A 23,194-nucleotide genomic window follows, 5' to 3' on the forward strand; every position below is an offset into this window, starting at 1 on the left:
GCCGGAACCGGAGTCCGGCGACGGCATGCCGCAGGAATAATCCCGAGGCCTCAGCGTTAACTTGAGTGAAACCCGCTCAACTCTCTATACTTGAGCGTAAGAAGCTCAAGTTTATTTTGGAGGATCACGTGCCAACGTTCTTCGGTTCCACCGGGTCGGGCAACGGCTCATTTGACGACTTCCTGGCCCGCTATCTGCAGGGCCAGCGGGCCGCGCAAGCCGGCCGCCCCATTGACATCACGCGGCTGCTCAGCCGCCGTACACACGAACTGCTCGCCCAGACGGCCAGCTTCGCGACCGAGCACGGCCATACCGAACTCGATGCCCTGCACCTGCTGCGCGTCATGCTCGAGCAGGAGGGGCCGGCCGCCCAGCTGAAGGCCGCCGGCATCGACGTCGCGGAGATCATCCGCGACGCGGAGCAGCGCCTGCCGCAATCGTCCACCCGGCACGACGGCGGAGCCCCCTCGCTGACGAACTCGGCCCAGCGCGCCCTGCTGGATGCCCGCCAGGTCGCCCGGGCCTTCGGCTCGACCTACATCGATCCCGAGCACCTCTTCGTCGCCTTCGTGCTCAACCAGGACTCCCCCGCCGGGCAGGTGCTGGCCGCCTCGGGCGTCACCCCGGAATCGCTGCAAGACATCGGCGCGGCCGCCGCACAGCAGGCCGCAGCGGACGCGCAACCCCACATGGCCCCGGGGGCCTCCGGCCCCACCTCGGAATCCGAGACCCCCATGCTCGAGACCTACGGCACCGACCTGACCGCGCTCGCGGCCGAGGGCAAGCTGGACCCGGTGATCGGCCGCGAACTCGAGATCGAGCAGACCATCGAGATCCTGGCCCGGCGCACCAAGAACAACCCGGTGCTCATCGGTGAGGCAGGCGTCGGCAAGACCGCCGTCGTCGAGGGACTGGCCCGGGCCCTGGCCGCAGACGAGGTCCCGGCCCAGCTGCATGGCAAGCGGGTCATCTCCCTGGACCTGCCCGGCATGCTCGCCGGCACCCGGTACCGGGGCGACTTCGAGGAACGCCTGACCAAGACCATGGACGAGATCGCCACGCACGCCGGCGAGTACATCGTCTTCATCGACGAGCTGCACACCGTCGTCGGGGCCGGTGGATCCGGCGAGGGTGGCGGCATGGACGCCGGCAACATCCTCAAGCCCCGGCTGGCCCGCGGTGAGCTGCGCCTGATCGGTGCCACCACGTTGGGCGAGTACCGCAAGGTGGAAAAGGATCCGGCCCTGGAGCGCCGTTTCCAGCCCGTCACCGTCGGCGAACCCTCGCAGGAGGACGCCGTCGAGATCCTCGCCGGGCTGCAGGACCGCTACGCCGAACACCACCACGTGACCTACACCGAGGGTGCCCTGCGGGCCGCGGTCGAGCTCTCGGCCCGGTACCTCACCGACCGGTTCCTGCCGGACAAGGCGATCGACCTGATCGACCAGGCGGGCGCCCGGCTGAGCCTGCGCCGCGGGCCGGCTGTCGACGTCGAGGCCCTGCGCGCCGAACTGGCAGGACTGGAGACCCGCAAGAACGAGGCAGTGGCCGCCGAGCGCTTCGAGGAGGCCGGACAGCTGCGCGACGAGATTGCCGGGCTGGTCGAACACCTCGATCAGGTGGCCGCCACGGGCACCGCACCTCGGGCCGCTGCCACCGACGTGGTCGACGAGGAGCAGATCGCCCAGATCATCTCCCGGGCCACGGGCATCCCGGCCTCCCGCCTCACCGAGGGCGACCGTGCCCGGCTCGCCCAACTGGAGGATGACCTGCATTCCCGGGTCATCGGCCAGGACGACGCGGTCTCCGTCATCGCCAAGTCGGTGCGGCGCAACCGCACGGGCATGGGCGACGCCGGCCGGCCGGTGGGCAGCTTCCTCTTCCTGGGCCCCACGGGCGTGGGCAAGACGGAACTGGCCAAATCGCTGGCCGAGTCGCTCTTCGGCAAGGAAGACGCCCTGCTGCGCTTCGACATGAGCGAGTTCGGCGAGCGCCACACGGTCTCGCGGCTGGTCGGTGCCCCTCCAGGCTACGTCGGCTACGGCGAGGCAGGCCAGCTGACGGAGAAGGTGCGGCGCAACCCGTACTCGCTCGTGCTGCTCGACGAGGTGGAGAAGGCACACCCAGACGTGTTCAATCTGCTCCTGCAGGTCCTGGACGACGGCCGGCTCACCGACGGGCAGGGGCGCACGGTCGACTTCCGCAACACGGTCATCATCATGACCAGCAACCTCGGATCGGAGTTCCTGGCCAGCAAGTCCGGTGCCATGGGCTTTACCCCGCAGCAGGCCGGGGACGCCAACGGCTTCGGCTCCGAGAAGGCCCTGCGCGACCGGGTCATGGGCCGGCTGCGCGAGACAATGCGGCCGGAGTTCCTGAACCGCATCGACGAGATCGTGCTCTTCCGAAAGCTGGAGAAGGACGAGCTGCGCCGGATCGTGTCACTGCAGCTGCGCGCCACCGAGGCCCGGTTGGCTGCCCAGGGCATCTCGTTCACCGCCGAGGACAGTGCGGTGGGCTGGATCGCCGAGCGCGGCTACGAGCCCGAGTACGGCGCCCGTCCGCTGCGCCGGGTGATCCAGCGCGAGGTCGACGACGCCATCGCCGACCTGCTGGTCACCGGCGCAGTGCACGACGGCGGCTCGGTCACCGTGGCCGCGGACGGCGACCGGTTGCTGGTTTCCGGCACTGCCGCCAGCGCTCCGCTGGCCGCGTAGCCGGCAGCCCCGCACCGAGGACGCCCCCGCCACCTGCACTGCAGGCGGCGGGGGCGTCTTCACGTTCCTGCCGTTTCGGCTCAGCCGGGGAACGGGGCGTTGGGGATGTCGGGGTTCCCGTCGTCGTCCTTGTCGCCGTAGGCTTCTTCCGCCAATTCGTCTGCCAGTTCGTCGTTTCCCTGCACGGGGATCGAATCGGCGTCCACTTCCGTATCGCCGCCGTCGTCCGCGGCAATGTGTTCGGAGAGCGGCGCACCGGTCTCCGGCTGGCCCTTCTCATCGTCCCGGTGGTCTCCTGCGTTGGTCATCGCACGCTCCTTCGGTTGACTCGTGGTGTGCGGCGCCGCGCGCCGCGAGGGCCCCGGAGGCCCTGTCGCCAGCCTATGCCGCGGCCCGGCCGCCCCCAAGGGATAACGTGCCCGGGACCGGGCGGGAGCTGATGCGGATCCACCGAAGCGTCAGCTGGAAGCGGGGGCTGCAGTCGCTTCCCAGATCGGGATGATCGCCACCGAGCCGACGTTGGGAAGTGTCGAGCGCAGCGCTTCCTCCACGGCGCGGTTTTGTCGGGTCAGTTCCCGAATACTGGAAGTGTCCCCGGCCCCGATGGAGACCTCCACGTGCAGTTGGTGTCCCATCCATCGCATCCTGATCGACGAGCTCGACACCAGGCTCTCGATGGCAGTTTCCGCGCGCTCCATCAATTCGGGGTCGACGCCGTCCATCAGCCGCCTGCCGATGTCCCGGGCGGTGCCCCACAAAAGCACGGCAATGGCGACCGAGATCAGCAACCCGATGATGGGATCGGCCAGCGGGAAGCCAAGCCAGACGCCGGCGACGCCCAGGACGACGGCCAAGGACGTGAATCCATCGGTGCGGGCATGGACGCCGTCAGCGACCAGCGCCGCCGAGCCGATCTGCCGCCCAATGCGGATCCGGTAGATCGCCACGAGCTCGTTGCCGGCGAAACCGATCAGCCCCGCGGCCAACACCCAGCCCAGGTTCTCCAGGGGCTGCGGGGCGAAGAACCTGCGGATCGATTCCACGGCGGCCACTACCGCCGAGAGCGCGATCATCGCGACGATGAACAGCCCCGCCATGTCCTCGGCCCGCCCAAAGCCGAACGTGAACCGTTTCGTGGCGGCCCGACGACCGAGCAGGAACGCGATCCACAACGGAATGGCCGTCAAGGCGTCGGAGAAGTTGTGCACCGTGTCGGCCAGCAATGCCACCGAACCGCTAATCAGGACGATGACGAGCTGGAACACCGCGGTAAGCCCGAGTCCCAGCAGGGAGAGCTTCACCGCACGGATTCCCTTGGCGCTGCTCTGCATCGCATCGTCTATCGAATCCGAAACATCGTGGCTATGCGGCACGAAAAGCCCGTAGAAGAAGCCCTTCAGCCCGGTCGGATGCGAATGCGCGTGGCCGTGCTCATGCCCGTCGTGTTCATGCCCATGGGTGTCGTGGTCCACAGCGTGACCCGTGTGGACTTGGTGGTGTCCTGCGCGTGGTTTCACTGGTCCTGCTGCGCTTCCTCGTGGTGGTGCAGCGGGATACCACCGAGGGCATGCTCCGCCTGGAAGATCGCGTCGGCGACCAGCTGTCGGGAATGCTCGTTGGCCAGCCGATAGAACACCCTCGTCCCGTCCTGCCTGCTGGAGACCATGCGAGTGAGGCGCATTTTCGCGAGGTGCTGCGACACCGCCGCCGGGGACTTGTCCACGATGTCCGCGAGATGGTTCACCGACATTTCCCCCTCCTGCAAGGCGAGGATGATCCGCACACGCGTGGCATCGGCGAGCATCGCGAAGACCTCGACGGCAAGCTCTACGTATTGGCTTTCGGGTTCCCGACCGGAAATCCCAATATCTGCATTCATACGAAGATTATTGCACGATCACCTGGACACGGCGCGACCTCCCCGTCCGGCATCGGGATGCAGACCCGCGCCAGGACGCCGTGATCAGATCGCCCGGAATGCGCATCCAGCACGCAAGGACCCGGCATTCGCCCTCATCGCGAGGCCGCTTCCAGTGATCCGTTGATCTGGCAAACACGCGCGATCAGGCCGTCTGCGGATGTGCCCTGACGCGTGCACATGGCTATCGACGGCCGAGACCGGCAAGCCTGACGATGATTTCCAATCCCTGCGGGCTACCCGGCCAGTGTCGCTCCACGGCCGTGATACCCGCGCGCCGGATGACCGAGCGCAAAACCAGGGCAACGATGAGGACGTCATCCGCGTAGCCGATGACCGGCAGAAAGTCCGGAACCAGATCGACGGGGAACAGCAGATAGACCAGCAAGAGGACAAGTTCGACCCGCACGCGGGCGGGAACGGTCTTGTCGGCCATGAGGTTTCTGACCAGTCGCAGAAGGTCCGGCAACAACCTGAGCGCATCCTTCATCGTCACGGTTTCCGGGTGTTTCCTCGCATATAGCCAAAGGAAAAACAGCAATACCGCATATACCAAGAAGAGCCCCCCGACGATGCCCACCAGCCCCTGCCACCACATACGACTCCTTCGACGGCCCGAACGGACCTGGTTGACTTCCCGGTAGCGCTCCCATCACCCTCGCCGGTTCGGCGGCAGGCCGGCGGGCGGATGACCCCCGGCCCGCACCCTGTGCACCCGGTATTCATGCCAGGTAAGCACGACGATGAATATGTCGAAGACGGTCAACAGGACCATCCCCCAGGAGAAGGCGGTGGAAATCTGGTAGCCCTGATACACGATGAACACCAGCAGGAAGGCGATCATCCATGGATAGGCCCACAACTTGTCCCGGAGCACGGCCCATACGAGGACGACCTTCACCAGCCCGTGCAGCAGCAGGTAGATCGCAGCAAAAATGCTCGCCGATATGGTCAGGGCCCCTGCCGCGTCCCGTAGTGCGTTGGCCACGAGGTCCTGTGGGTCCTCGATGAGTTCGTGCTGGGTAAGCAGCGCGACCAGGGAGCCGATCCGATCCGGCGGGACCAGGAGGAACAAGATCCCGCCCACGAGCTCCAGCAGCCCATCAAGCCCCTTCAGGACCAGGCTGATCCTGAACGTCTTGTCCACCCAGGTACCAGCCAGCAGGTTGACTTTCATGGTCCCTCCCTAAGTAACTGGCGTTACACTGGAAATTGTGACACATAGAGTGAGCTGGGTCCTTATCCTGTTTCAGGTCCCGTCGGAACCCTCCCGTTACCGGGTCGCGGTGTGGCGCCAGCTGCGCCGCACGGGTGCCGTTCCGATATCCCCCGGCGTCTGGGCGTTGCCGGCCGGGCCCGCCTTCGAACCCGGCATGGAGCAGGCTGCGGAGATGTGCCGTGAGGCCGGCGGAACGTTCGCACTCATCGACGCTTCACCCCGCGACAAGGCCTCCGAGAACCTCATCAGCCATGCCTACAGATCCGTGCGCCTCGACGAATGGGCCGAGTTCGTGGCCGACTGCGGAAAATTCGAACAGGAGATCGCCCACGAGATCAAGAAGCAGAAATTCACCTTCGCCGAACTCGAGGAGGAGGAACAAGGCCTGAACCGGTTGCGCCGCTGGTACCGAGACCTGAAGAAGCGCGATGTGCTGGGACTGGCCGAGGCAAAGACTGCAAATGATCGGCTGGGCGACTGCACGAGGGTCCTGGATGACTACGCCGAACGGGTGTATGCCATGGCCCAGGGCCCAATTCCGCCCGGGCCGGGGACCGGGGAGGTCCGCGCCTGACATGGATGGCGCGGTTCCATTCACCCCGGTGACCCGCTTGAACGCCTCGCCGGGATAGCCGGAAAATTGAACGCAACGGTGGACGCGACCAGACTCCGGTGCTGCACTGGGAACATGACCACACACCAGATCGGCTACTTCGTCGGGTCGCTTTCCGCGAACTCGATCAACCGCACCCTGTCACAGGCGCTGATCAAGCTCGCCCCGGACACGCTGGCGTTCCGCGAGATCCCGATCAAGGACCTTCCGCTGTACAACTACGACTTCGACGCGGACTACCCGGCGGAGGGCCGGGCGCTGAAGGACGCCATCGAGTCGGTCGACGGCGTGCTGTTCGTCTCCCCCGAATACAACCGGTCGATTCCGGGCGCACTGAAAAACGCGATCGACTGGGGCTCGCGTCCCTGGGGCACCAACTCCTTCGCCCGCAAGCCGACCGGGATTATCGGCGCCTCCCCCGGGGCCATCGGCACCGCGGTCATGCAATCCAGCATGCGCAGCGTGCTGAGCTTCCTGGACGCGCCTCAACTGAACTCCCCCGAGGCGTACATCAGCTTCAAGCCGGACGTCTTCGGCAAGGACGGCACGGTCAACGACGTCTCCACCGCGGATTTCCTGCGGCACTACATGGACGAGTATGCCGCGTTCGTCCAGCGCGTCCTCGACGTCTCGGCGGAAGGCCACATCGGCGACGCCGGATTCACCTCCGCGTAGCCGACGGCGGCCTCGCGACCCCGTGTGTCGCCCGCGCGGCCACCCGCTTGACGGTAGGTTGCCCCGCGGTGTTGCCTAACAGAGGGGTAAACTGCTGTTCATCCCCCTCATTTCACCTCGGAAGGCCCCCGCCCGTGCCGCTTCGCTCCGTCCCCGCGTGGGCCACGACCGCCGTCCTGGCACTCTGCGGCATGGTGGTCTCCCTCCAACAGACCCTGGTCATCCCGCTGCTGCCCGAGTTTCCCCACATCCTGGGCGTCTCCGCCGACGATTCCTCCTGGCTGGTCACCGCCACCCTGCTCAGCGCGGCGATCTTCACCCCGATCATCTCCCGCATGGCGGACATGTACGGCAAGCGGAAGATGCTGCTGCTGGCGCTGGTCGTCATGACGCTCGGCTCGCTCGTGGCCGCCATCGGCGGCACGTTCCCGGCGTTGATCGCCGGACGGGCGATGCAGGGTTTCGCCTCCTCGCTGATCCCGGTGGGCATCTCCGTGCTGCGAGACGAGCTGCCCAAGGAAAAGGTGGCCTCCGCCGTCGCACTCATGAGCGCCACCCTCGGGATCGGCGGCGCCCTGGGCATGCCGCTCTCCGGGTTGCTCTTCAACGCCTTCGGTTGGGAATCGCTCTTCTGGGTCTCCGCGGCCCTCGGTGCCGTGTTCGTCGTGGGCGTCGTCCTGCTGGTGGAGGAATCCAAGATCACCACACCTGGACGATTCGACATCCTGGGGGCGTTGGTGCTCTCCCTCATCCTCACCGCGGCGCTGCTGGCGGTGTCCAAGGGCGCGAGCTGGGGGTGGTCCAGCCCGCTGGTCCTGGGCCTGTTCGCCCTCGCACTGGCCCTGCTGGCCGGCTGGATCCCCCTGCAGTTGCGCGTCAACCAGCCCATGGTCGACCTGCGCACCTCCGCGAAGCGCCCGGTGCTGCTGACGAACATCTCCTCGTTCTTCGTGTGCGTGGCGATGTTCGTCAACATGCTCGTGACCACCCAGCAGCTGCAGGTCCCCAGCGGCACCGGGTACGCCTTCGGCCTCTCGGTCCTGGTGGCCGGCCTGGCGATGGTGCCGTCCGGGCTGGCCATGGTGGTGCTCGCCCCCGTCGCGGGAGCAATGATCAACCGGTGGGGCGGGAAGGCGGCCCTGGTGTTCGGCACCGCGATCATGGGCGTCACCTATGTGGGGCGGGTCTTCTTCGACAACGCGGTCTGGGAGATCATCGTCGGGGCCACCTTGGTCAACGTCGGCGTCGCCTTCGCCTACGCCGCGATGCCGACGCTGATCATGAGCGCCGTGCCGATCACCGAAACGGCCTCGGCCAACGGCGTGAACGCCCTGGTCCGCTCCATGGGCACCTCGGTGGCCAGCGCCCTCACCGGCCTGATCCTCTCCGCACTGGTCATCCAATACGACGGCGTCCCGGTCCCCTCGCTCAATGCGCTCCACCTCACCTTCTGGCTGGCCGCCGTGGCGGCGGCGATCGGTATCGGCATCGCCTTGTTCATCCCCGGCAGGACCCACACCATCAAGGCGGCCGATGGCGTACAGGAGACGCTCGTGCACGGGCGCCTGACCATGCACGGCAGGACCGGCCTGGCCGCCCCCGCCGTCGTGACGTTCGTCCGGGAGGACGGGGTCCCCGGGGACTGGGCGCGCACCGACCACGACGGGCACTTCACCGCGGCGCTTCCCGGTCCGGGGCGGTACGTGGTGGTGGCCAATGCCGGCGGCTGGGCCCCGCGGTCCCAGTACGTCGAGTTCTCCGGCGGCGAGACCCAACACGACCTGGAGCTACTCGAGCAACTCTCCCTCGAGGGGCTCATCGACCGGGCCGGTTTCCCGGTCGGCGACGCCCTGGTGACCCTGTCGGCCGGGGCCGGCGATTTCGTGGCCGCAACCCGCACCGATGACGCCGGCCGCTATACCCTGGCCCTGCCCCCCTCGGGCACCTACGTCGTCACGGCAGTGGCCCCGGGCGGGGTGGCCACCGCCTCGGTCAAGGCCATCCTGCGGGCCCGCTCCGAGCGGGTCGACATCGGCTTTTCCGAATGACCGGCCCGGACGGCCGCAGCAGGATCCGCGACGCAGCCAATGAACTGTTCGACCTGCGCGGCTACCACGACGTGACGGTGCGCCAGATCGCCGAAGCCGCTGCCGTTTCACCGGGCCTGGTGATCAAGCTCTTTGGCTCCAAGGCCGAGCTCTACAGCACCATCGGGCCCCTCAAGGTCCCTTTCGCGGAGCTGGACCTGCCCCGCGAGCGCCTCGGCCGGGCCCTGGTGCAGCAGATCCTGCACCGCCGCGACGCAGACCTGGCCGAACCGTGGGCGACCCTCATCCCCAAGATCCGGCAGTCCCCCACCCCCGGGGAGACCCGGGAGGTCGAACGGGCCAATTTCCTGGGCGGCGTCGCCGATCTCATCGGTGACACCACCACCGACCTGCGCCACGCCGCCGCTGTGACGTGCCAGCTGGTCGGATTGGCCGAGGGGATCCGTGTGGCGGGGTTCTTCGACCTGGGCCAGATCGGCGCGGACGAGGTCGTGGACCTGTATGCCGGCCCGGTCCAGCGGCAGATCGACCGGGCCGGCCCCGCCGGTTAGTCGAGCTCGTCCGGGTCCACCCCGCCGCGCCCGATGCCCGCATAGACGCCGGGGCGTGCCGAGCGCAGCCAGTAGGCGCCGAGGACGCCCGCGATTCCCGGGACCACGACGATGGCCGGCAGCAGCCAGCTGAGCACCCCGGTTTGCTCGAGCCCGATGAGCACGTCGAAGTTGGCCACGATCAAACCGAACAGCACCGCGAGTGCCACGCCGGCGGCCACGGGTGCCACCGTCGTCGTCCAGGGTCCGTTGCCCGAGGGGGTGCGGCGGAAGAAGCCGACGACGGCGAAGGAGGTCAGCGCCATGAGCAGCACCAGCCCGAAGGCGCCCATGTTGGTCAGCCAGGTGAAAAGCGTCAGGACCGGGAAGAGCGCACCGTATTCGTGCCCGGTCCCGGCGATCGCGAAGACGATGATGACGGCCAGCGCCAGCACCGACTGCACCACTGATCCGGCCACCGGCGCGCCGGAGCGGCGGGAGACCCGCGCCAGGGCGGACGGCAGGACGGACTCGCGGCCCAGGGCGAAGACGTAGCGGGCCACGACGTTGTGGAAGGCCACGAGCGCGGCGAGCAGGCTGGTGATGAACAGCAGGTTGGCCAGGTCCACGAACCAGGTCGCCGCGTGGTCGGCCAGGAAGACGAACATCAGATCGGGGCCGAACTCCTGCGACCGGGCGACGACCTGGCTGTCGCCCTCGGCCACGGCCATGGCCCACGCGGAGAACGCGTAGAAGACGGCGATGATGACGACGGCAATGTAGGTCGCGCGCCGGGCGGTGGTCCGGGGGTCCTTGGTCTCCTCGTTGTAGATGGCCCCGGATTCGAACCCCATGAACGCGGCGATGCTGAACGCCAGGGCGGCGCCAACGCCGGTGGTGAACAGCGAGGCCGGCTCCAGCGAGGCGCCGCTGATGCCCTCGGGGGCGGCGCCGACGGCGAGAACGTCGTAGACGATGACGACGAGGAACTCCAGGGCCACGAGGATGCCCAGTACCTTGGCGGAGAGGTCGACCTTGTTCACCCCGAGGATCGCCACCACCAGCCAGCCGGCCAGCGAGCAGACCCACCAGGGGATCTCGACGCCGGTCAGGTGGGCCAGGAACGAGGAGAGCGCGAAACCAAAGAGCCCGTTGATGCCGATCTGCATGGCGTTGTAGGCCACCAGAGCGACCCAGGCTGAACCGACTCCGGCCGGCTTGCCCAGTCCCCGGGAGATGTAGGCGTAGAAGGCGCCGGCATTGTGGACATGGCGGCTCATGGCCAGGTAGCCGACGGCGAAGAGGATGAGCACGATCCCCAGCACCACGAAGGACAGCGGGATGCCGAGCAGGCTGGTCACCGCATAGTTGCTGGTCACGCCGCCGGCGACCACGGTCAGCGGGGCCGAGGCGGCGATGATCATGAAGACCAGTGCCGGGATCCCGAGCCGGCGCTGGCCCAGCCCGATGGTGGCCGCCGGGGCCGGGCGGACCTGCTCTGACGCGTTGCTGGTGGACACGGTTCCTCCTGGTGGCTGCTCGCCGGATCATGACGTAACCGGCCTTGAGTCAACTGTGCCCCGCGTCACCCCCAGTGCATTTGGCTTTGCGTGTGCGCCTCTTGTCCCCCGGCGCACCCGCGCCTGCCGGTAGCTTTGAGGCTACCGACGGAGTTGCGCACCTCGTACGCCAGAGCACCAGCTTGGCGGCTTCGCGGAAGAGTTCGCCCCACGCTCCACCACGTATGGAGCAGGTCTGGCGGGCGCACAGGTTCAACAACGGGGACCATTTGAGACCACTCCGCCCCGCCCATGTTGGAAGATGAGCCATGAGCATTTGGATGTTCCTAGCGGACAGAGACGTACTCGAACTATTTCTAAAATGGTCAGGTGTAGCTCTTGCCCTAATGGGTACCATCATTACGTCACCGTCTGGCTTCAAAATGCTGTGGAGCGGGATCTTCAACAAATCGGCCGCGATCTGGAAGCTTGTTCGCACGCATTGGCCGTTCGACCGTGAAACGCCACCAATGAAAGAAGTCCACATCACGGCCAATTTCACAGGTGACGTAAATTTGTCTGGCTACATGTATGGCTATTCATCTGAGGGAAGTGTTGAGGAACGGCTTCGGCAGCTAAAAGATCACCTAGACGGCCTCGAAGTGAGGACGCGAGATTCACTGAATGAAGTTCGACGGCAAATTAGTAGTCATGGTGAAGAAATCCGGCGCACCAGGGAATTGGTTTCGGCCTTGGAAGCTACCGTCATTTCGAGATTTGAAGACCGCGAAAGAACAGCCGCCAAGCTCCAGGCAGAGGGGTTCCCCGTCATTGCCGTAGGCATAGTTCTCAGCGGCGTTCCGAGGGAACTCGCCGCCGTTCCGCTGCTCGGATGGGCCGGATTGGCGATAGGTCTAGCAATCGTATCCGTCGTATTATTCGGGCTCGCTCGACGGAAATTCAGCAGCAATGGAGTGGAGAACTTGTAGCCGTATTTGCCAGTACTGTCGCAGCGTTATTGACCGGTAACGTTGCAGAGGTGAAGAGCGAACCCGAGCAGATCATCCATGTCAGCGCCGTCGTTCTGCGCAACGCCGCCGGCGAGGTGCTCACCGTGCGCAAAAGGGGGACGGAACGATTCATGTTCCCCGGCGGCAAGCCCGAGGCCGGGGAGACCCCGGCGGAGACCGCGTTGCGCGAGTGCGCCGAGGAGATCGGCATCGAGCTGGCGCCGGAGGGGTTGCGGGAGATCGGCACCTTCCGGTGCGCTGCCGCCAACGAGCCGGGCTTCGAGCTGGAGGCGGCGGTCTTCGAGCACCCCGCGCAGGTCACGCCGGAGCCGGCCGCGGAGATCGCCGAGCTGCGCTGGCTAGACCCCACGGTGGCGCTGCCCGTCGATCTGGCCCCGCTGCTGGCCGAGCACGTCCTGCCCGCCATCGCCGGACGGAAACGGCCCCTGCCGGGCAACGTCGTCGTCTTCACCGGCTCCAGGACCGGCGACGGGAAGGCCTACCGGCAGGCGGCCGACCGGCTCGGCGCGGGCCTGGCCCGCCGCGGCGTCGGGATCGTCTACGGCGGCGGCCGCGTCGGGCTCATGGGCCGGGTCGCCGATGCCGCGCTCGGTGCCGGCGGCCGGGTCTGCGGGGTCATCACCCAGGCGCTCGTCGATGGGGAGACCGCGCATACCGGGCTGACCGGCCTGGAGATCGTGACGACCATGCACGAACGCAAGGAGCGGATGGCGGCGCTCGGGGACGCATTCGTTGCCCTCCCCGGAGGCGCGGGAACCCTCGAGGAGTTCTTCGAGGCCTGGACGTGGCAGCATCTGGGCATCCATGCCAAGTCGGTCGCGCTCTTCAACGTCGACGGGTTCTGGGATCCGCTCCTGGCGATGATCGACCAGATGGTCGAGCGCGGGTTCCTCGCCTCCACGTACCGGGACGCGCTGATCGTCAGCGTTGATGCGGACGAGTTGCTCGAGCGCATGTCCACCTGGACGCCCCCGGAGCGGAAGTGGAGGAAGTAGCGCCGTGGCCGCCCGATCCGCTCAGGCGGCGGCGCGCAGGGAGCTGGGGGCGTAGCCGTAGGCGGCCCGGAAGACCCGGCTGAAGTGCGCTGCATCCGGAAGCCCGCTGCGGGCACCGATGGTCCCGACGGGCAGCCCGGACAGCAGCGGGTCCAGCAGTTCGCGGTGGGCGTTCTCCAGGCGCCGGCCGCGGATCCAGGCGGCGACGGTCGTCCCGGTGGGTTCGAAGAGCTTGTGCAGGGTCCGCGCCGAGATGAAGTGCGCCGCGGCGATGCCGCCCGGCCCCAGGGCGGGGTCGGCAAGGTGCTGTTCGATATGGCCCTTGATCCGCTGGAGCTGCAACGCCTGCTCGAAGCCCTGGAGCCGCGATCCGCTGTGCACTTCGGCCGCGAGGATGGTCCCAAGCAGGTCGACGGCGTTGCGGGCGAGCCGGTAGCCGATGGCCTCGTCGACCGTGGGCAGGACGTCGCCGATCCGGGCGATGCAAGACACCAGGGCACCGGCGACCGGATCGTCCGCGCCCAGGCGCTGCGCGGTCAACATCGACAGGTCCACGTCCTCCAGTCCGATGAGTCGTTTGGGGAACATCAGCACCAGCGTGGAGAACTCCTCGTGGAAGCTCAGCGTGTAGGGGCGCTGGGTGTCGTAGATGGCCAGGTCACCCGGAGCCAGGACCGCTTCCCTGCCGTCCTGGACCAGGAACCCCTGTCCGCTCAGTTGCAGGCTGACCTTGTAGTAGCCGGTGCCGCCATCGTTGATGAGCGCGGGGGTGCGCCGGACGCGGTGGGCCATGGCGTCGACCTCGACGACCGCGAGGTCGTGCAGTTCGCGGCCGGAGACCTGACCGGCAAACGGGCCGGGCCCTACGGGGTCCGCCTCCAGGGGGACGAACGACGCGGACACGATCTCACGCCAGCGGTCGAAGTCTTCCGCACGCTGGGCCGTGGGGTGAAGCGGCGCGACCGTCATGATGCTCCTGTCGCTCGGTGATGGGTGTCACATTGATGTCAAGGTACGCTCTTGCCGACCAAAAGTCACTATTATTCTCCGATCGTCGAAAAATCATTCAGGCGGATAGCAGGGCCAATTGGGCATCGAGCTGGCGGCGCAGCTGGGCGGGCGCGGCGTGCGCGGGGTCCAGCGTCGCGGTCACCTGCGCGCCGAGCAGGAAGGTCAGCAGCACCTCCACTAACGCTGCGACGGCAACCTCGGGGGGCACCTCCCCTGCCCGCTGTGCCTGCTGGAGCCAGCCGGTCATCCACTCGCGCCACACGGCCATCGAGCCGTCATTCAAATCCGCCTTCACCCGGTCGTGGATGGCCACATGCCAGAAGGGCAGCACAATGCGCGCCTCGTCGATCCGGGTGGCGTCCAGCGGCAGCACCTCGCAGCAGAACGCCCGCAATGCGGCCAACCCACCCAGCCCGTCGGCGGCAGTGCGGACCCGCTCGTTGGTCCGCGCGAACACGTACTCGAACGTGGCCTGGACCAATTCGTTCTTCGTCGGAAAGTAGGGCTTCAGGGCGCCGTTGGCGAACCCCGCCTCCTCGGCGATCTCGCGCATGGTCGCCCGTTCCAGCCCGAGCCGCGCGATGATCCGCCACGTCGCCTCGACCAGTTCGATCCGCCGTCGGTCATGATCGACGATCTTGGGCACCCGGGTCCACCTTCCGCTCGCCCCCGGCGGCCCGGGGGTCTTGCCACCAGCCTATGCGACACGTATTCTCTACAGTCATAGAAAAAAGAAGTGATCCGCCCCACGTTCGGTCGCGGCGCTTCCCAGCGAAAGGCACCCCATGAGCCCGTCCTGCCACGACACCGCGACCACCACCACGACGACCACCCCGGCAGGTGCCCACACCCTGCCGACGCCCGCGGAGATCACTGCGGTGGTGTCGATCCTCCGCGAGGCCGGATACTTCCCCGACTCGTCCCGCCTTGCCTACCTCGGCCTCGTGGACCCGCCCCGCGACCGGGCGGATGACGCCGACGTCGAGAGGATCTTCCGCGTCTTCACCCTCGATACCGCAGGCGGTCCGGCCCGCGACGTGGCGGTCAGCGCCACCGCCAACACCGTCCTGACGGCAACGGAGCTGGACACCGCCGAAACGGGCGAGCTGCCGGTGCTGGAGGAGGAGTTCGAGGTCGTGGAGCAGATCCTGGCCACCCATCCCGAATGGCTCGCAGCGCTGGACAAGCGCGGGCTCGACGTGGAGAAGGTCCGCGTCGCCCCGCTCTCGGCCGGCGTCTTCGAATATCCCGAAGAGGCGGGCCGGCGCATCCTGCGGGGCCTGGCTTTCGTCCAGGACCACCCGGAGGACTCCGCCTGGGCCCACCCGGTCGACGGTCTTCTCGCCTACGTGGATGTCACCAACAAGACGGTGGACCAGGTACTGGACCTCGGCGTCGTCCCCGTCCCGGCCGAGCACGGCAACTACACCGACCCGGAACTGACCGGCCCGGTGCGGACCACGCAGAAGCCCATCGAGATCACGCAGCCCGAGGGGCCGAGCTTCACCGTCACCGGCGGCAACCACGTCGAGTGGGAGAAGTGGAGCCTGGACATCGGCTTCGATGTGCGCGAGGGCCTGGTCCTGCACAACATCGGCTTCGCGGACGGCGGACGGACCCGGCGCATCCTCAACCGCGCCTCCATCGCCGAAATGGTCGTGCCCTACGGCGACCCGTCCCCGGTGCGCAGTTGGCAGAACTACTTTGACACCGGCGAATACCTGGTCGGCCAATTCGCGAACTCGCTGGAGCTGGGCTGCGACTGCCTGGGCGAGATCCACTACATCTCCCCCACCGTCTCCGACGCACTGGGCAACCCGCGCACCATCGCCAACGGGATCTGCATGCACGAGGAGGACGCCTCCATCCTGGCCAAGCACTCGGATTTGTGGAGCGGGATCAACTACACCCGGCGCAACCGCCGCCTGGTCATCTCGTTCTTCACCACCGTGGGCAACTACGACTACGGCTTCTACTGGTACCTCTACCTGGACGGGACGATCGAGTTCGAGGCCAAGGCCACCGGTGTCGTGTTCACCAGCGCGCACCCCGGTGGCGACTACCCGTACGCCTCCGAGATGGCTCCCGGTCTCGGCGCCCCGTTCCACCAGCACCTCTTCGGTGCACGCCTGGACTTCGCCCTCGACGGCGGCCCCAGCCGGGTGGCCGAGGAGGACGCGGTCCGCGTGCCCATGGGTCCGGAAAACCCGCGTGGCAATGCGTTCACCCGCCGCCGCACCGTCCTGGCCACCGAATCCCGGGCGGCCCGCGACGCCAAGCCTGAGGTCGCCCGCACCTGGATCGTGCAGAACCCGCAGGCCACCAACCGCCTGGGCGAACCGGTCGGCTACAAGCTCCACCCCCAGGGACAGCCGACCCTTTTGGCGGACGAGGGCTCCTCGATCCACCGTCGGGCGACCTTTGCCTCCAAGGCCCTCTGGGTCACCCGGCACGACGAGTCCCAGCGCTACCCGACGGGCGACTTCGTCAACCAGCACCCCGGCGGCGCCGGAATCCCCGCGTGGATCGAGGCGGACCGGGACATCGACGGCCAGGACGTCGTCGTGTGGCACACCTTCGGGCTCACGCACTTCCCGCGCACCGAGGACTGGCCGATCATGCCGGTGGACTCGGTGGGCTTCAAGCTGCGGCCCGAGGGCTTCTTCGACCGCTCCCCCGTCCTCGACGTCCCGGCCCCCGCACCGGGCAGCTCCTGCCACCGGTAAGCCGATGACCGCCTCGGCGTTGCCGGTGCGCGTCCCGTCGCCGGCGCGCCCGGCGGGTCGTTCCGGACACCGGCCGACCCGCACACCGGGGCGCAGCGCCGGCCTGGCAGCCGCGGTCCTGACCGCCGGCTCGCTGGTGGTCCACCTACTGATGATCGCGGGCGGCGGCCACGGCGTGGCCCTGGGCATCCTGCTGGCGGTCATGGCCCTGTCCTGCGCGGGGTGTGCCATCCACGCCGTGCTCCGCCCGGGCTGCCGGGGCTCCCTCGCCCTGGTGGGCATGTCGATCGGGATGGCCCTGCTCCACGCCGTCATGGCGCTGGGCCTGCCCGGCGGGTCGGGGATGCACGCCATGCACGACGGCGGCAGCCACCTCGCAGGATCCGGATCGGGTCCCGCGGGGGCCGGGCCTGCGGGGTTGATGCTCCTGGTCATCGTGCTGGAGCTGGCCGTGGCCTGGCTCGCGGCCTACGGGGTGCACCGTGCCCGCAGCGGTGCCGCGCGTGGGAGGATGCGGGCATGAGCACCCGCCTGGTCCTGATCGCCGATACCCATCTGCCCAAGCGCGCCCGCGGGCTCCATCCGGACCTGTGGCGCGAACTCGAGACGGCCGACGTCGTCTTCCATGCCGGCGACTGGGTCGAACCAGCCCTGCTGGACGAACTGGAAACCCGTTGCCGACGGCTCGTCGGGGTGTGGGGCAACAACGACGGCGACGAGCTGCGCTCCCGGCTGCCGGAGATCGCCCGGGTCGAGATCGAGGGCATCCGCTTCGCGATGACCCACGAGACCGGTGCGGCGGCGGGGCGGGAAGCGCGCAGCGCCGCCCGGTTCCGCGATGCGGATGTGCTGGTCTTCGGGCACAGCCACATCCCCTGGGACACGACGGCCGATAGCGGACTGCGCCTGCTGAACCCCGGTTCGCCGACGGACCGGCGGCGCCAGCCCGTATGCACCTACATGACGGCCGTGGCCGAGGACGGTGTGCTGCGAGACGTCGAGGTGGTTCCCGTCGACCGGCTCACCGCTTGAGGATCGCCTACTTCTTGCGCCCGATGAGGAAGTAGACGATGGGCCCGCCGTAGTTCAGGAAGCTGACGGCGAACCAGAGGGGCTTTGGCCCCTTCACCTGGGCCGCAGGCCGCTGCTTCAGGTCCTTCAGCGCCGCGCCCTGCAGGGCCACCTGGGCGGCGCCCAGGATCATGACGATGATCTTGCCCCTGGTGCCGAGATCCTTGAAGCTCTTTTTCGCTGCCATGTCGTCCCCTATTCGCTGGTTGGTGCCCATAGCCTAGACCGGCGACCACATCCCGGTCAGCACGTGGGTCACCCAGTCCGGCGTAGCCTGTCCCCATGTACGTAGAAATCACCAGCACCCACCAAGCCACCGTCCATGAGCTGGACAACCTGCGCGAGCTGGAGGTGCGGACCCACGACGCCACCCGCGAGGACACCGATGCGACGCTGGTGGCCGCCGGCCTCGGCTCCGTGGCCGCCGACCACGCCTGGTTGGCGGTGACGGCGCTGCGGGAAGCCGGGGCCGGCCGCGGCGACACCTGGGAAAAGGGGTTTGCCGACATGGTCGAATATGCCGGATCCCACGGATGGCTCTCCGAGGACGGCCTGTTGGTCAGGGCGCACCTCAACGAGGACTGACGCCGACCGGACGATAGCCGGCGACCGGTCTCAGCGCAGCGGGTTGAAGTGGCGCATCAGCGGCGATGCCGGCTGCCCGGTCATTTCGGCGGCGAGCATCTTTCCCGTGAGCGGCCCCAGGGCGACGCCCCACATGCCGTGGCCACCGGCAACGTGGACACGCGATGACTTCGTGGCCCCGATCAGCGGCAGCCCGTCGGCAGTGCAGGGCCGGGCCCCGACCCATTCCTCCTGCCGGTCCTCCCAGTCGATGCCGGTGAACATCGGCGAGGCGGCCTTGATGATCGCCTGGATGCGGCGGGGGTCCAGCGGCGCGTCGGCATTGCGGAATTCCATCATGCCGGCGACGCGGAAGCGGTCCCCGAGCGGGGTGCAGGCCACGCGCTGGGCCGGGAAGTAGATCGGGTGCGTCGGCATGGCCTCGGGTTTGACGGTGAAACTGTAGCCGCGGCCGGCCTGGACGACCTGGCGGACGCCGAAGCGGCGGGCCAGGCTGCCCAGCCAGGCACCGGTGGCCAGGACGACGGCGTCGGCCGCGAGGCTGCGCCCGCTGGAACCGGTGACGGTGACCCCCTGGTCACCTTCCTCCACGTTGGTCACGCTGAAGCCGCTGATGATCTCCCCGCCGCGTGCCCGGACGGAGTCGGCCAGTGATTCCACGAAGTTCGGCGGGTTGATGAAACGCTGGCCGTGGATCTTCACCCCCGCGACGACGTCGGGGCCCAGGGTCGGCTCGAGGCCGCGGATCTCCGCGCCGGACATGAGGTCGAAGTCGACGGTCCCGCCGGCCTGCCGGATGCCCTCGAATTCGTGGACGAGTCCTTCGCGGTCCTTGTCGCTGGCGAAGCCGGCCAGGAAGGGCTCGGCAGGTTTCGTCGGTTCGGAGACGGAGTTCGTCCCCTCGGTGATCTCGGCAAAGGCATCCAGGCCGGTGGAGCCGATCTCGCTGAACACCTTCATGGCCTCGCGCCACTTCCCGGGGGTGCAATGCCGGGCGAACCCGGCCAGGAAACGCAGCAACGACGGGTCGGTGGTCGGCGGGATGTAGAGCGGGGAGCCGGGGTTGAACATGGCCTTGAGCCCATAGGTCAGCACCGACGGCTCGCTCAGCGGCAGCGTCAGGGCCGGGGTGAGCCAACCGGCGTTGCCCCAGGAGGATCCGGCGGAGACGCCGGTCCGGTCGACGACGCTCACGCGCGTGCCCTGCTCCTGGAGGTACCAGGCGGTCGACAGGCCGACGATGCCCGCCCCGACGATGACGACGTGTTCCGGCTTCTGCATGCCCATGGTGTCCTCCCTGAGATTGTTCCAAGCTCTCCCGCCACCCTGCCCGAGCCCGCAGGGAACCTCAACCCATCGGCGGTTTTCGGCGGGATTCGGGGGTGACGCCCGACACCCGCCGCAGAAAGATCGGAATTCCCCCGAAACACCGCCGGAAGTTCGGCTCTTGACGCACCCCGCGCGGTTCCCTAGGCTCGGTGTCCATCTGCAGCGTGCAGAACCTGGATCAGCAGACAGGCACCACTGAGCTGGCTTCATCAAGCCGGCCAGCCCCTGGTCCGGCCCGAAGTCCACCTTCGAGCAAAGGTCATGCCATGCACGCCACCGCCAACCGGCTCTGGGTCAAGAACCCGCTGTCAGCCTTCACCGCCAACGAACTCGATGCCTCCGGCGGCCTCGTCATCCAGGACGGCGTCATCGCCGAGGTCTTGGCGGCCGGCCAGCAGCCGGCGAGACCGTGCGACGAGGTCTTCGACGCCTCCCGGCACGTCCTGCTCCCGGGACTGGTCAACGCGCACCACCACTTCTACCAAACCCTCACCCGCGCCTGGGGTCCCGTGGCCAGTGCCGAGCTCTTCCCCTGGCTGGTCAACCTCTATCCCGTCTGGGCCCGGCTCACCCCCCGCGACCTGGAGCTGGCCACGACCGTGGCCCTCGCCGAGCTGCTGCTCAGCGGCTGCACGACAGCGGCCGACCACCACTACCTCTTCCCCGCCGGGCTCGAGGAAGCCGTCGACGTCGAGGTCTCGGTCATCCGTTCGCTGGGCATGCGCGGCATGCTCACGCGCGGGTCGATGACCTTGGGAGAGGACGACGGCGGGTTGCCCCCGCGGCAGACCGTGCAGGACCCCGCGGCCATCCTGGAGGACAGCAACCGGCTCATCGACCGGTACCACGAACGCGGGGACGGGGCGATGATCAACATCGGGCTGGCCCCCTGTTCGCCGTTCTCCGTCACCCGCTCGCTGATGGCCGAGACGGCCGCGCTGGCCGCCTCCCGCGACGTCCGCCTGCACACCCACCTCGCCGAGACCCTGGACGAGGAGGAGTTCTGCCGAAAGATGTTCGGCCTGCGCCCGGTCGACTACCTCGAGGACGTCGGCTGGCTGACCGACCGGACCTGGCTGGCCCATGGCATCCACTTCAGCGACGAGGAGATCACCCGCCTCGGTGCCGCGGGAACCGCCGTCGCGCACTGCCCGACGTCGAACATGCGCCTGGGCTCCGGCATGGCCCGGGCCCTGGAACTCGAGGCGGCCGGGGCTCCGGTCGGGCTCGGCGTCGACGGTTCGGCCTCGAACGACGCCTCGAACATGATCCTGGAGGCACGCCAGGCGCTGTACCTGCAAAGGCTGCGCTACGGGGCGGCGGCCGTGACGCCCGAGATGGCCCTGGGCTGGGCGACCCGGGGTTCGGCGCGTGCCCTGGGCCGCAGCGACATCGGCGAGCTCCGGCCCGGCAAGCAGGCGGATCTGGCCCTGTTCACCGTCGATGCACTGCGCTTTTCGGGCAGCCACGATCCGGTGGCCGCCCTGCTCCTGTGCGGGGCCGACCGTGCGGACCGCGTGATGGTCGGCGGCCGGTGGCGGGTGGTCGACGGGAACATCCCCGGCCTGGACCTCGAAGCCCTGGTCGCCGAGCACAGCGCAGCCGCCCGCCGTCTCGTCCTTTCCTCTTGACGCCCTCTTGACAGAGTCGATGTGATCCAGTTCACTTTCATGAATAACGAGATCTTGTTTCCGACATACGAAATTATCGATGTCGGCGGACAGGGGGGCTCCGCACGCCGGGGTCTGGGGTCCTCGCCACTCCCCCCGCCAGATATCGGCTCAAGAGGTGACCATCATGAACAAGAAAGCAACCCGCGCGAGGAAGATCGCCCGGCCCGAAGACGAACGCCTGCCGCTGGGCAGCACCTTCGCCTACGGATTCCAGCATGTGTTGACGATGTACGGGGGCATCATCGCCCCACCGCTCATCGTGGGATCCGCGGCGGGCATGAGCTCCTCGGACATCGGCGTGCTCATCGCCGCCTGCCTGTTCGTCGGGGGCCTGGCCACACTGCTCCAGACCATCGGCATCCCGTTCTTCGGCTCGCAGCTGCCGCTGGTCCAGGGCGTCTCCTTCGCCGGCGTCGCCACCATGACGGCGATCATCGGCGGCGGCGGGGGCATCCAGTCGGTCTTCGGCGCCGTGATCGTCGCCTCGCTGATCGGCCTGCTCATCACCCCGGTCTTCTCCAAGGTCATCCGGTTCTTCCCACCGGTGGTCAACGGTGTGGTCATCACCACCATCGGCCTGACGCTGATGCCCGTGGCCGCGAACTGGGCGATGGGCGGCAACGCCAAGGCCGAGGACTACGGGTCGGTGGCCAACATCGGGCTGGCCGGCATCACGCTGCTCGTCGTCCTGCTGCTGAGCAAACTGGGCAACGCCACCATCTCCCGGCTGTCGATCCTCCTGGCCATCGTGATCGGCACGCTCGTCGCCGCGGCACTGGGGATGGCCGACTTCTCCAAGGTCGGCCAGGGCGCGGTCTTCGCCTTCCCGACGCCCTTCGCGTTCGGGCCGCCGACGTTCGAACTGGCCGCCATCATCTCCATGGTGATCGTCATCCTGGTGACGTTGACCGAGACGACGGCGGACATCCTCGCCGTCGGCGAAATCGTGGACACCAAGGTCGATGCCAAGCGCATCGGCAACGGCCTGCGCGCCGACATGCTCTCCAGCGCCATCTCGCCGCTGTTCAATTCCTTCACGCAAAGCGCCTTCGCACAGAACGTCGGCCTGGTGGCCATCACCGGGATCAAAAGCCGCTTCGTGGTAAGCGCCGGCGGCCTCATCCTCGTCATCCTGGGCCTGTTGCCCATCCTCGGACGCGTGGTCGCCGCCGTGCCGACCTCGGTTCTCGGCGGTGCCGGGATCGTGCTCTTCGGCACTGTCGCCGCCAGCGGCATCCGCACCCTGGCGCAGGTGGAGTACAAGAACAACATGAACCTGGTCATCGTCGCGACGTCACTGGGCTTCGGCATGATCCCGATTGCCGCACCGACCTTCTACAACCAGTTCCCGTCCTGGTTCCAGACGATCTTCCACTCCGGCATCAGCTCGGCGGCGGTCATGGCCATCCTGATGAACATCCTGTTCAACCACATCAAGGCCGGCACCCCCGACGAGCCGTCGGTCTTCGCCAAGGCACCTGCCCGGGCGGCCAGCGAGGACGACTTCGACGGGCGGGCCGCCGGCGTCGACTGACGGACGGCCCGCTGGCACCA

At 67.9% G+C, this 23,194-nt stretch carries 23 protein-coding genes; 13 read left to right on the plus strand and 10 right to left on the minus strand.

The window, feature by feature from the left end:
- Window positions 1-128 precede the first annotated feature (128 nt).
- Entirely contained in the window at window positions 129-2,717 is a 2,589-nt protein-coding gene (locus AC1MEQ_RS09470) for an ATP-dependent Clp protease ATP-binding subunit (protein ID WP_479790146.1), read from the plus strand.
- Between the two features lie 80 nt (window positions 2,718-2,797).
- Here AC1MEQ_RS09470 and AC1MEQ_RS09475 read toward each other — a convergent pair whose 3' ends face one another.
- The 5 genes from AC1MEQ_RS09475 to AC1MEQ_RS09495 form a co-directional block, all read right to left on the minus strand.
- Entirely contained in the window at window positions 2,798-3,025 is a 228-nt protein-coding gene (locus tag AC1MEQ_RS09475; protein WP_479790148.1) for a hypothetical protein, read from the minus strand.
- A 150-nt stretch (window positions 3,026-3,175) separates the two neighbouring features.
- The gene (locus AC1MEQ_RS09480) at window positions 3,176-4,189 is read right to left on the minus strand and encodes a cation diffusion facilitator family transporter (protein WP_479790150.1); all 1,014 of its coding nucleotides are present in this window, start codon (window positions 4,187-4,189) and stop codon (window positions 3,176-3,178) included.
- 41 nt (window positions 4,190-4,230) lie between these two features.
- On the minus strand, window positions 4,231-4,596 hold the full coding sequence (locus AC1MEQ_RS09485; protein WP_479790152.1) for an ArsR/SmtB family transcription factor: 366 nt from the start codon (window positions 4,594-4,596) through the stop codon (window positions 4,231-4,233).
- Window positions 4,597-4,819: 223 nt separating this feature from the next.
- On the minus strand, window positions 4,820-5,233 hold the full coding sequence (locus AC1MEQ_RS09490; protein ID WP_479790153.1) for a YkvA family protein: 414 nt from the start codon (window positions 5,231-5,233) through the stop codon (window positions 4,820-4,822).
- Window positions 5,234-5,287: 54 nt separating this feature from the next.
- Entirely contained in the window at window positions 5,288-5,812 is a 525-nt protein-coding gene (locus AC1MEQ_RS09495) for a DUF2127 domain-containing protein (protein WP_479790155.1), read from the minus strand.
- 37 nt (window positions 5,813-5,849) lie between these two features.
- Between AC1MEQ_RS09495 and AC1MEQ_RS09500 the strand changes: the two genes are divergently transcribed.
- The 4 genes from AC1MEQ_RS09500 to AC1MEQ_RS09515 all read left to right on the plus strand — a co-directional run bounded on the left by AC1MEQ_RS09500 (window position 5,850) and on the right by AC1MEQ_RS09515 (window position 9,741).
- Window positions 5,850-6,428 carry a Chromate resistance protein ChrB gene (locus AC1MEQ_RS09500; protein ID WP_479790157.1) on the plus strand — a complete coding sequence of 193 codons (579 nt, stop codon included), beginning with the start codon at window positions 5,850-5,852 and terminating at the stop codon, window positions 6,426-6,428.
- 114 nt (window positions 6,429-6,542) lie between these two features.
- A complete protein-coding gene (locus AC1MEQ_RS09505; protein ID WP_479790159.1) occupies window positions 6,543-7,142 on the plus strand; it encodes an NADPH-dependent FMN reductase in 600 nt (199 codons plus the stop codon).
- Window positions 7,143-7,276: 134 nt separating this feature from the next.
- The gene (locus AC1MEQ_RS09510; protein WP_479790161.1) at window positions 7,277-9,190 is read left to right on the plus strand and encodes an MFS transporter; all 1,914 of its coding nucleotides are present in this window, start codon (window positions 7,277-7,279) and stop codon (window positions 9,188-9,190) included.
- On the plus strand, window positions 9,187-9,741 hold the full coding sequence (locus tag AC1MEQ_RS09515) for a TetR/AcrR family transcriptional regulator (protein ID WP_479790163.1): 555 nt from the start codon (window positions 9,187-9,189) through the stop codon (window positions 9,739-9,741). Before AC1MEQ_RS09510 ends, AC1MEQ_RS09515 begins: the two co-directional genes overlap by 4 nt.
- On the opposite strand, the gene AC1MEQ_RS09520 is transcribed toward AC1MEQ_RS09515, so the two are convergent.
- Window positions 9,738-11,144 carry an APC family permease gene (locus tag AC1MEQ_RS09520; protein WP_479796100.1) on the minus strand — a complete coding sequence of 469 codons (1,407 nt, stop codon included), beginning with the start codon at window positions 11,142-11,144 and terminating at the stop codon, window positions 9,738-9,740. The genes AC1MEQ_RS09515 and AC1MEQ_RS09520 overlap by 4 nt on opposite strands.
- Window positions 11,145-11,548: 404 nt before the next feature.
- On the opposite strand from AC1MEQ_RS09520, the gene AC1MEQ_RS09525 reads away from it, so the two are divergent.
- The gene (locus tag AC1MEQ_RS09525) at window positions 11,549-12,208 is read left to right on the plus strand and encodes a hypothetical protein (RefSeq protein ID WP_479790165.1); all 660 of its coding nucleotides are present in this window, start codon (window positions 11,549-11,551) and stop codon (window positions 12,206-12,208) included.
- Between the two features lie 50 nt (window positions 12,209-12,258).
- The gene (locus tag AC1MEQ_RS09530; protein WP_479790167.1) at window positions 12,259-13,245 is read left to right on the plus strand and encodes a TIGR00730 family Rossman fold protein; all 987 of its coding nucleotides are present in this window, start codon (window positions 12,259-12,261) and stop codon (window positions 13,243-13,245) included.
- Window positions 13,246-13,266: 21 nt separating this feature from the next.
- Here AC1MEQ_RS09530 and AC1MEQ_RS09535 read toward each other — a convergent pair whose 3' ends face one another.
- Window positions 13,267-14,214 carry an AraC-like ligand-binding domain-containing protein gene (locus AC1MEQ_RS09535; protein ID WP_479790169.1) on the minus strand — a complete coding sequence of 316 codons (948 nt, stop codon included), beginning with the start codon at window positions 14,212-14,214 and terminating at the stop codon, window positions 13,267-13,269.
- A gap of 97 nt (window positions 14,215-14,311) precedes the next feature.
- On the minus strand, window positions 14,312-14,902 hold the full coding sequence (locus AC1MEQ_RS09540; RefSeq protein WP_479790171.1) for a TetR/AcrR family transcriptional regulator: 591 nt from the start codon (window positions 14,900-14,902) through the stop codon (window positions 14,312-14,314).
- Window positions 14,903-15,041: 139 nt separating this feature from the next.
- Between AC1MEQ_RS09540 and AC1MEQ_RS09545 the strand changes: the two genes are divergently transcribed.
- The 3 genes from AC1MEQ_RS09545 to AC1MEQ_RS09555 are packed head-to-tail and all read left to right on the plus strand — an operon-like array spanning window position 15,042 to window position 18,014.
- Entirely contained in the window at window positions 15,042-16,982 is a 1,941-nt protein-coding gene (locus AC1MEQ_RS09545) for a primary-amine oxidase (protein WP_479790173.1), read from the plus strand.
- A gap of 4 nt (window positions 16,983-16,986) precedes the next feature.
- Window positions 16,987-17,505 (plus strand): hypothetical protein, encoded by a 519-nt coding sequence (locus tag AC1MEQ_RS09550; protein WP_479790175.1) that lies wholly within the window; start codon window positions 16,987-16,989, stop codon window positions 17,503-17,505.
- A complete protein-coding gene (locus AC1MEQ_RS09555; RefSeq protein ID WP_479790177.1) occupies window positions 17,502-18,014 on the plus strand; it encodes a metallophosphoesterase family protein in 513 nt (170 codons plus the stop codon). The genes AC1MEQ_RS09550 and AC1MEQ_RS09555 overlap by 4 nt, the downstream gene beginning before the upstream one ends.
- A 7-nt stretch (window positions 18,015-18,021) precedes the next feature.
- Here the strand turns inward: AC1MEQ_RS09555 and AC1MEQ_RS09560 are convergent, their stop codons facing one another.
- Window positions 18,022-18,240: a hypothetical protein gene (locus tag AC1MEQ_RS09560; RefSeq protein WP_479790178.1), complete on the minus strand. Its 219-nt coding sequence runs from the start codon at window positions 18,238-18,240 to the stop codon at window positions 18,022-18,024.
- Window positions 18,241-18,335: 95 nt separating this feature from the next.
- Between AC1MEQ_RS09560 and AC1MEQ_RS09565 the strand changes: the two genes are divergently transcribed.
- Window positions 18,336-18,638 carry a hypothetical protein gene (locus AC1MEQ_RS09565; protein ID WP_479790180.1) on the plus strand — a complete coding sequence of 101 codons (303 nt, stop codon included), beginning with the start codon at window positions 18,336-18,338 and terminating at the stop codon, window positions 18,636-18,638.
- Between the two features lie 30 nt (window positions 18,639-18,668).
- Here the strand turns inward: AC1MEQ_RS09565 and AC1MEQ_RS09570 are convergent, their stop codons facing one another.
- Window positions 18,669-19,925 (minus strand): NAD(P)/FAD-dependent oxidoreductase, encoded by a 1,257-nt coding sequence (locus AC1MEQ_RS09570; RefSeq protein ID WP_479790182.1) that lies wholly within the window; start codon window positions 19,923-19,925, stop codon window positions 18,669-18,671.
- Between the two features lie 308 nt (window positions 19,926-20,233).
- On the opposite strand from AC1MEQ_RS09570, the gene AC1MEQ_RS09575 reads away from it, so the two are divergent.
- A complete protein-coding gene (locus AC1MEQ_RS09575) occupies window positions 20,234-21,598 on the plus strand; it encodes an 8-oxoguanine deaminase (protein ID WP_479790184.1) in 1,365 nt (454 codons plus the stop codon).
- Window positions 21,599-21,764: 166 nt separating this feature from the next.
- Window positions 21,765-23,174, plus strand: a complete 1,410-nt coding sequence (locus AC1MEQ_RS09580) for a nucleobase:cation symporter-2 family protein (protein WP_479790185.1) — start codon at window positions 21,765-21,767, stop codon at window positions 23,172-23,174.
- The last annotated feature ends 20 nt before the right edge of the window (window positions 23,175-23,194 follow it).

This window comes from Arthrobacter sp. ASL1, assembly GCF_056680475.1.

Coding starts and splice junctions, on each gene's coding strand:
- AC1MEQ_RS09475 (WP_479790148.1), bottom strand. CDS start 3,025: ATGACCAACGCAGGAGACCACCGGGACGATGAGAAGGGCCAGCCGGAG.
- AC1MEQ_RS09485 (WP_479790152.1), bottom strand. CDS start 4,596: ATGAATGCAGATATTGGGATTTCCGGTCGGGAACCCGAAAGCCAATAC.
- AC1MEQ_RS09490 (WP_479790153.1), bottom strand. CDS start 5,233: ATGTGGTGGCAGGGGCTGGTGGGCATCGTCGGGGGGCTCTTCTTGGTA.
- AC1MEQ_RS09495 (WP_479790155.1), bottom strand. CDS start 5,812: ATGAAAGTCAACCTGCTGGCTGGTACCTGGGTGGACAAGACGTTCAGG.
- AC1MEQ_RS09505 (WP_479790159.1), top strand. CDS start 6,543: ATGACCACACACCAGATCGGCTACTTCGTCGGGTCGCTTTCCGCGAAC.
- AC1MEQ_RS09515 (WP_479790163.1), top strand. CDS start 9,187: ATGACCGGCCCGGACGGCCGCAGCAGGATCCGCGACGCAGCCAATGAA.
- AC1MEQ_RS09520 (WP_479796100.1), bottom strand. CDS start 11,144: ATGATCATCGCCGCCTCGGCCCCGCTGACCGTGGTCGCCGGCGGCGTG.
- AC1MEQ_RS09525 (WP_479790165.1), top strand. CDS start 11,549: ATGAGCATTTGGATGTTCCTAGCGGACAGAGACGTACTCGAACTATTT.
- AC1MEQ_RS09535 (WP_479790169.1), bottom strand. CDS start 14,214: ATGACGGTCGCGCCGCTTCACCCCACGGCCCAGCGTGCGGAAGACTTC.
- AC1MEQ_RS09545 (WP_479790173.1), top strand. CDS start 15,042: ATGAGCCCGTCCTGCCACGACACCGCGACCACCACCACGACGACCACC.
- AC1MEQ_RS09550 (WP_479790175.1), top strand. CDS start 16,987: ATGACCGCCTCGGCGTTGCCGGTGCGCGTCCCGTCGCCGGCGCGCCCG.
- AC1MEQ_RS09555 (WP_479790177.1), top strand. CDS start 17,502: ATGAGCACCCGCCTGGTCCTGATCGCCGATACCCATCTGCCCAAGCGC.
- AC1MEQ_RS09560 (WP_479790178.1), bottom strand. CDS start 18,240: ATGGCAGCGAAAAAGAGCTTCAAGGATCTCGGCACCAGGGGCAAGATC.
- AC1MEQ_RS09565 (WP_479790180.1), top strand. CDS start 18,336: ATGTACGTAGAAATCACCAGCACCCACCAAGCCACCGTCCATGAGCTG.
- AC1MEQ_RS09570 (WP_479790182.1), bottom strand. CDS start 19,925: ATGGGCATGCAGAAGCCGGAACACGTCGTCATCGTCGGGGCGGGCATC.
- AC1MEQ_RS09575 (WP_479790184.1), top strand. CDS start 20,234: ATGCACGCCACCGCCAACCGGCTCTGGGTCAAGAACCCGCTGTCAGCC.
- AC1MEQ_RS09580 (WP_479790185.1), top strand. CDS start 21,765: ATGAACAAGAAAGCAACCCGCGCGAGGAAGATCGCCCGGCCCGAAGAC.